This is a genomic window from Kitasatospora sp. NPDC028961 (genome assembly GCF_055564815.1).
Genome location: NZ_JBVHVO010000009.1, coordinates 290,508 through 297,441, shown reverse-complemented (window position 1 = coordinate 297,441; position 6,934 = coordinate 290,508). Strand labels below are relative to the sequence as shown.

5 protein-coding genes and 1 tRNA gene are annotated in these 6,934 nt (G+C 70.4%); 4 read left to right on the top strand and 2 right to left on the bottom strand.

Going from position 1 to position 6,934, the window contains the following annotated elements:
• Window positions 1–131: 131 nt before the first annotated feature.
• Complete coding sequence (locus ACZ4UX_RS19490; protein WP_465707524.1) at window positions 132–680, bottom strand: GNAT family N-acetyltransferase; 549 nt, start codon at window positions 678–680, stop codon at window positions 132–134.
• A 97-nt stretch (window positions 681–777) separates the two neighbouring features.
• On the opposite strand from ACZ4UX_RS19490, the gene ACZ4UX_RS19485 reads away from it, so the two are divergent.
• Window positions 778–1,407: a TetR/AcrR family transcriptional regulator gene (locus ACZ4UX_RS19485; protein WP_465707523.1), complete on the top strand. Its 630-nt coding sequence runs from the start codon at window positions 778–780 to the stop codon at window positions 1,405–1,407.
• Between the two features lie 427 nt (window positions 1,408–1,834).
• On the opposite strand, the gene ACZ4UX_RS19480 is transcribed toward ACZ4UX_RS19485, so the two are convergent.
• Window positions 1,835–1,907: transfer RNA gene (locus tag ACZ4UX_RS19480), tRNA-Arg, on the bottom strand.
• Window positions 1,908–2,543: 636 nt separating this feature from the next.
• Here ACZ4UX_RS19480 and ACZ4UX_RS19475 point away from each other — a divergent pair.
• From ACZ4UX_RS19475 to ettA, 3 genes are all read left to right on the top strand, one after another.
• A complete protein-coding gene (locus tag ACZ4UX_RS19475; protein ID WP_465707522.1) occupies window positions 2,544–3,095 on the top strand; it encodes a single-stranded DNA-binding protein in 552 nt (183 codons plus the stop codon).
• A gap of 348 nt (window positions 3,096–3,443) precedes the next feature.
• On the top strand, window positions 3,444–4,913 hold the full coding sequence (locus tag ACZ4UX_RS19470) for a Cys-Gln thioester bond-forming surface protein (RefSeq protein ID WP_380385813.1): 1,470 nt from the start codon (window positions 3,444–3,446) through the stop codon (window positions 4,911–4,913).
• A gap of 290 nt (window positions 4,914–5,203) precedes the next feature.
• On the top strand, window positions 5,204–6,868 hold the full coding sequence (ettA, locus tag ACZ4UX_RS19465) for an energy-dependent translational throttle protein EttA (protein WP_380385815.1): 1,665 nt from the start codon (window positions 5,204–5,206) through the stop codon (window positions 6,866–6,868).
• The last annotated feature ends 66 nt before the right edge of the window (window positions 6,869–6,934 follow it).

The following is a 6,934-nucleotide window of genomic DNA, read 5'->3' as shown; positions in this document are numbered from 1 at the left end:
CGAACCCTCCCCACACGACAACATCGGCTCCCAAGACCACAACCGGGTCTTGGGAGCCGACGTCACGCACGGGCCCGAATTAACCAACAGCATCGACGGTCGTCCACCGGGCCCCGCGCCGTACGCCGCCGTCAGCCGGTCGGCTGCCACTCGTGGGCGAGCAGCGACCAGATCTCGGAGTCCTGGTGGACGCCGTTGACCAGGTACGACTCCCGCATGACACCGTCCAGCCGCATGCCCAGCCGCTGCGCGAGCGAGCGGCTGCGGAGGTTGGTCGGGCTGGTGTGCCACTCCAGGCGGTGCAGGCCGCGGGTGGTGAACGCGTAGTCGACCAGGTGGCGGACGGCGGCGCCGACCAGGCCCCGGCCCTCGCCGGCGGGCTCCGTCCAGACGCCGATCTCGGCGACCCCGGCGACGGCGTCGAAGGAGACGAACATCGTGCCGCCGACCAGCGTGCCGTCCAGCCAGATGCCGTAGAGCCGGCCGGCGTCGGCGGCCTGCCGGTCGGCGTAGCCCTGCAGGGTGGCGCGGGCCGACGTCAGGTCGGTGGAGCGGTGGGCCCAGGTGATCCACGGGTTCATGTGGTCGCGGGCGCGGTCCATGTGGGTCAGGAACTCGGCGGCCTGCCACGGTTCCAGGGGGCGCAGTTCGGCACGGTCGGCGAGCGGGACGGCGAACATCGGCGGGCCTTTCGGGCGGGGCCGGGTGTGGGGGGCGAGGGCGCGGCCCGGCCGTTCCGGCATACATAACAAACGTTTGGTAGGTACCATACCGCCTATGACACCAGCCCGGGGAGACCATGAAGCCCGCCGCGAGGACGTCTCCGAGGCGGTCTGGCGGGTGCTCTCCTCGCGCGGCTTCGAGGGGCTGACACTGCGTGCGGTGGCCGCCGAAATGGGCGCCTCCACCGGTTTGTTGACGCACTACTTCCCCAACAAGCGGGCGCTCGTGGCGCACGCCCTCGACGTACTGGACCGGCGTTCCCAGCAGCGGCCGCGCCGGACCGCCCCGGCGGACGGCAGCCCGCCGCCGCCCGCCGGACTGCCCAGGCTGCGGGCGGCGCTGCTCGACATCCTCCCGCTGGACGGGGCCGGCACGGCCGGCAACCGGATCTGGGTCGGCTCCTGGGACGTCGCGCTGGCCGACCCGGAGCTGGCCGCCGCGCACGCGGCCCGCTACGGACGGGCGCGGGCGCTGCTGACCGAGTCGGTGGCCGCCGCGCAGCGGCTGGGGGAGCTGCCGGACGGCGTGGACGCCGGGCAGCTCGCCGCGGGGGCGCAGGCCTTCGCGCTGGGGCTGGTGGTACAGGCGCTGTTCGCCCCGGCGGAGTTCCCGCCCGAGCGGCAGGTGGCGCTGCTGGACGGCTATCTGGCGGGGCTGCCCGGAGCGGCCGCCGGCCAGGGTTGAGCGGAGCCGAGCGGGACTTCGCGGCGCTGAGCGGGGCTCTGCGGCGCCGAGCGGGACTTCGCGGCGCTGAGCGGGGCTCTGCGGCGCCGGGCGGGACTTCGCGGCGCCGGGCGGGACTTCGCGGCGCTGAGCGGGGCTCTGCGGCGCCGAGCGGGACTTCGCGGCGCCGGGGACGGCCCGAGGCTGCCGTCCCCGGCGCGGCACCGGAGGCGAGCGGCGGGGCGGCCCCGGGGGGTGTTGTCTGATTCGCCCGTTGTTTCCGTTCGGGCCGTACGACCGGTTCGTACCGGTGTTTCCCCCGTGTCGTTTCCGCCCCCGCCACGACACGCATTGTCACGGGCTATGCGCGTTCGGTACACGGGATTATCCGGCGGCCCGGCCGGGCAAAGCCCTCGCCGAGGGCGTGGCCTGCGGGAATTCGGTGCGGTGCCCCCAGCAGGATTCGAACCTGCGACCTACCGCTTAGAAGGCGGGTGCTCTATCCGCTGAGCTATGGGGGCGGGACGGACGGCGCCCTGATGGGCGTGACCGTTGCCGGGATCGGGCGACGAGCGCGCGGGGCGCCCGCTGTCCGGCCCCGTGCCTGAGGGTGGGGTGGGGGTTGGCGGGGCCTTGCCCTGTCGGGGACAGGATAAGGGTGTCCAGAACCTCGGCCGGGTGTAACAACACCGTCGCGGGTGTGTCGGCTTCGGTGGAGCGGTCCGATAATCGCAGGTGACGGCCGTGCGTGCAGCGGTCTGGCCCGCTTCGGCGCCGGACGTTGTGCAGTCGTTACGGGGCTGCCGCCCCACCCGTTATGGATTCGGCACGGAGAAACTACCGGTCTCGGCGCGGGTGGGGGGCCGTATTCGGGTTCGTTCGGTCGGATGACGTGGGCGGACGGCCGGGCAGGCCACCCCTGGGGGTGCGCGGGTGCGGCGGGACGCGGGGCGTTTGTTGTCATGGCCCCGTAGAAGCCGGGCCGAAAGTAGGACCGGAAGGGCCGAAATTCATCCCTGTGAGTGACACCGGTTTTCCACAGGGCCGAGTTGTCCACAGGATTTCCGATCCCCCTGGTGCGGATTTCCCGGGAAGCGCACTCTCAACTCGCGCCGGTCGATTCCGTACGGTGCATCCGGGAGAACGGAGCGTGTTCTGTGAACGAGACCCAGGTGACGGTCATCGGCAATGTCGCGACCGAGGTGAGCTGCACGAGGACGGTGGACGGGGTGGCGGTGGCCAACTTCCGGCTGGCGTCGACGGAGCGCCGGTACGACCGGCTGCGGGAGGCCTGGGTGGACGGCGAGACGCAGTGGGTGACGGTGACGGCCTGGCGGGCGCTGGCGGGTCATCTGATCGGCTCGCTGTCGAAGGGTGATCCGGTGGTGGTGAGCGGGCGGTTGAGGGTCCGGGAGTGGATGGACGGTGAGGCGCGGCGCAGCAGAGTCGAGATCGACGCCCGGTCGGTCGGGCACGACCTCAGTCGTGGCACCGCCGTCTTCACGTGGGGTGCGGCCTCGCGGGCGGAGCCGGCGGAGGGTCGGGAGGTGCCCGTGGGCGAGGCGGTACCGGGCTGGATCGCGGACGCACTGCAGGCCCGGAGGGCGGCCGTCGGCCCGCCGGTGGCACCCCTGTTGGCGGCCGCCGGGGTCGGGGCGGGGATGGACGGCGGGGGAACGGAGGGTGACGCCCTGGCTTCTTCGGTCTGACCGTCGAGCGGTCTCAACTGTCGACAAATATGTTGATCGAGACGGTTGTTGTGCCCACATGTGCAAACACCGGACCGGTTAAGTGAAAGATCGGGAGTTTCTGGCTGATCGTCAGCTTGTGTGGATGATGGGAGCGTTGATAACGATACAGATACGGAATCGTCCTGATTTCGCATGGGGGTTTGCGCGCCTCCCTGGCTCAATAGGATTCGTCTGGTTCACACACGTGCAGCGGCGCCACAGGGGGCGCGGCAATGCAAGGCGGGCAGCCCATCGGCATGGCCCGGCCCGGAGGGATCCCAGATGTTCCAGAGGCAGGGGCGGAGTCTTCCGCGCATAACCACTGTCATGCTCACGACCAGCGTAGCGCTGGGTGGGAGCCTGCTCGCAGCCGGTGCGGCGGCTGCGGCCGACGCACCGGGTGCGGGCGTCACGGCGGTGATCCAGCCGACCATGCAGAGCGAGGAGATCGCCATCGAGGGCGGTCACTCCGTTCAGGGCGGTCTGTTCACCCTCAAGACGGCCAACGGCGAGCTTCGTACGTACTGCATCGACATCGACCACCCGGTCAACATCGAGAGCAAGGTCGAGTACCAGGAGTCGGACTGGAAGTCGAGCTCGCTCGGCCGCAAGGAGAAGGCTCAGGACGCCGCCAAGATCCGTTGGATCCTGGAGAACTCCTACCCGCAGGTCACCGACCTCAAGAAGCTGGCCGACGCGGCCGGCATCAAGGACGGTCAGCTCACCGCCGACGACGCCGCCGCGGGCACCCAGGCCGCGATCTGGAAGTTCTCCGACGGCAAGAACGCCACCCCGGTCGACGCGCAGGCCAAGAAGCTGCGCGACTACCTGGTCAGCGACGCCAACAAGGGCATCGCGGCCGAGCCCAAGCCCTCGCTGAGCCTCACGCCGGACTCGGTGTCGGGCAAGCCGGGCAACAAGCTCGGTCCGTTCACCATCAACACCAGCGCCTCCGAGGTGAAGCTCGCGCTCTCCGGCGACGCCGCGGACAAGGCGAAGCTGGTCGACAAGGACGGCAAGCCGGTCACCGGCCTGACCGGCCCGGTCGCCAAGGACACCCAGCTGTTCCTGGACGTGCCGGCCGGCACCCCGGACGGCACGGCCACGGTGACGGCCTCGGCCGAGACCGTCGTGCCCAACGGCCGGGTCTTCCTGAGCAAGGGCTACACCCCCGAGAAGCACAGCCAGACCATGATCCTGGCCGGCTCCACCAAGCTCAGCGTGGTGGACGCGGCCAAGGCCGCGTGGAAGGCCGGCAAGGGCCCGCTGCTGGACAGCAATGCCCAGGTCGAGTGCGACTCCAACGGCGTCCGCGTCAACGTCGCCAACGGCGGCGACGAGGCGGCCTCCGTGACCGTCGCACCGGGCAAGACGGTCACCGTCCAGCCCGGCAAGATGGAGAGCGTGCTGGTCCCGGTCAACGAGGACACCGCCTACGACATCAAGGTGACCGGCCCGAACGGCTTCACCAAGGAGTTCAAGGGCATCCTGGACTGCAAGGTCACCAGCGTGACCACGCCGACCGCCACCCCGTCGGCCGGCACCAGCGCCACGGCCACGGCCACGCCGACCCCGAGCGGTACCGGTACGCCGACCGCCGCTCCGTCCAGCTCCTCGGCGCACCCGGCCCCGGCCGCCAGCAGCCCGGCTCCCGGCACCACGGGCGGCCTGGCCGCCACCGGTGGTAACGACGCCACCCCGATCCTCGCCGCCGTCGCCGGTGGCCTGGTCGTGGCCGGCGGTGCCGCGGTCTTCGTCCTGCGCCGTCGCGGTCGCCACGGTCGCAGCGCCGCCTGAGGCAGCGCCGCACCGGTACTGAAGTAGTACTGAACGCAGTGAAGGGCGCCCGACCTGCTCCGGCAGGGCGGGCGCCCACCACCCGGCCCGGCCCCCCGCACTCGCTGCGGGGAGCCGGGCCGCGGTGCGTCCGGCGGGGCCGCGCAGGGCGGTGGTGGCCGGGGCCGGCGCGGGCGTCCGGGACGGGATACCCCAGTGGGGCAAGGCTGGCGGTTCGGGCTCTCGGCCGGGTGCGGCACAATGGAAGGCTGCAAGCCGAATTACTCCCGACGACGCCGGAGCGATCTCACGTGGCGGAATACATCTACACGATGCGCAAGGTACGCAAGGCGCACGGAGACAAGGTCATCCTTGACGACGTGACGCTCAGCTTCCTCCCGGGGGCGAAGATCGGCGTCGTGGGCCCCAACGGCGCGGGTAAGTCCACCGTGCTGAAGATGATGGCCGGCCTGGAGCAGCCGTCCAACGGCGACGCCTTCCTCTCGCCCGGGTTCACCGTCGGCATGCTGCTCCAGGAGCCGCCGCTCGACGAGACCAAGACCGTTCTGGAGAACGTCGAGGACGGCGTCAAGGAGATCAAGGGGAAGCTCAACCGCTTCAACGAGATCGCCGAGCTGATGGCCACCGACTACTCGGACGCGCTGCTCGACGAGATGGGCAAGCTCCAGGAGGACCTGGACCACGCCAACGCCTGGGACCTCGAAGCCCAGCTGGAGCAGGCCATGGACGCGCTGGGCTGCCCGCCCGGCGACTGGCCGGTCACCAAGCTCTCCGGTGGCGAGAAGCGCCGCGTGGCGCTCTGCAAGCTGCTGCTGGAGGCCCCCGACCTGCTGCTGCTCGACGAGCCCACCAACCACCTGGACGCCGAGTCGGTGAACTGGCTGGAGCAGCACCTGGCCAAGTACGCCGGCACCGTCGTCGCCGTCACCCACGACCGGTACTTCCTGGACAACGTGGCCGGCTGGATCCTGGAGCTCGACCGCGGCCGCGCGATCGGCTACGAGGGCAACTACTCCACCTACCTGGAGAGCAAGCAGTCGCGCCTCAAGGTCGAGGGCCAGAAGGACGCCAAGCGCGCCAAGCGGCTCCGCGAGGAGCTGGAGTGGGTCCGCTCCAACGCCAAGGGCCGTCAGGCGAAGTCTAAGGCGCGTCTGGCCCGCTACGAGGAGATGGCGGCCGAGGCCGACAAGATGCGGAAGCTGGACTTCGAGGAGATCCAGATCCCGCCGGGCCCGCGTCTGGGCAGCATCGTCATCGAGGTCGAGAACCTCAACAAGGCCTTCGGCGAGAAGGTCCTGATCGACGACCTGAGCTTCACCCTGCCGCGCAACGGCATCGTCGGCATCATCGGCCCCAACGGCGCCGGCAAGACGACCCTGTTCAAGATGCTGCAGGACATGGAGACCCCGGACTCCGGCACCGTCAAGGTCGGCGACACCGTCAAGATCAGCTACGTCGACCAGAGTCGCGCCAACATCGACCCGAAGAAGACGCTCTGGGAGGTCGTCTCCGACGGCCTGGACTGGATCAACGTCGGCCAGGTCGAGATGCCGTCCCGCGCCTACGTCTCGGCGTTCGGCTTCAAGGGCCCGGACCAGCAGAAGCCGGCCGGCGTGCTCTCCGGCGGTGAGCGCAACCGCCTGAACCTGGCGCTCACCCTCAAGCAGGGCGGCAACCTGCTGCTCCTCGACGAGCCCACCAACGACCTGGACGTCGAGACCCTCTCCTCGCTGGAGAACGCGCTGCTGGAGTTCCCCGGCTGCGCCGTGGTCATCTCCCACGACCGCTGGTTCCTGGACCGGGTGGCCACCCACATCCTCGCCTACGAGGGCGAGAGCAAGTGGTTCTGGTTCGAGGGCAACTTCGAGTCGTACGAGAAGAACAAGATCGAGCGGCTGGGCGCCGACGCGGCCCGTCCGCACCGGGCCACCTACAAGAAGCTGACCCGAGGCTGACACCCAGCTGTCACAACGGCCCGGCAGACTGCCCCCCGGGGGGCGGCCTGCCGGGCCGCGGCCCAC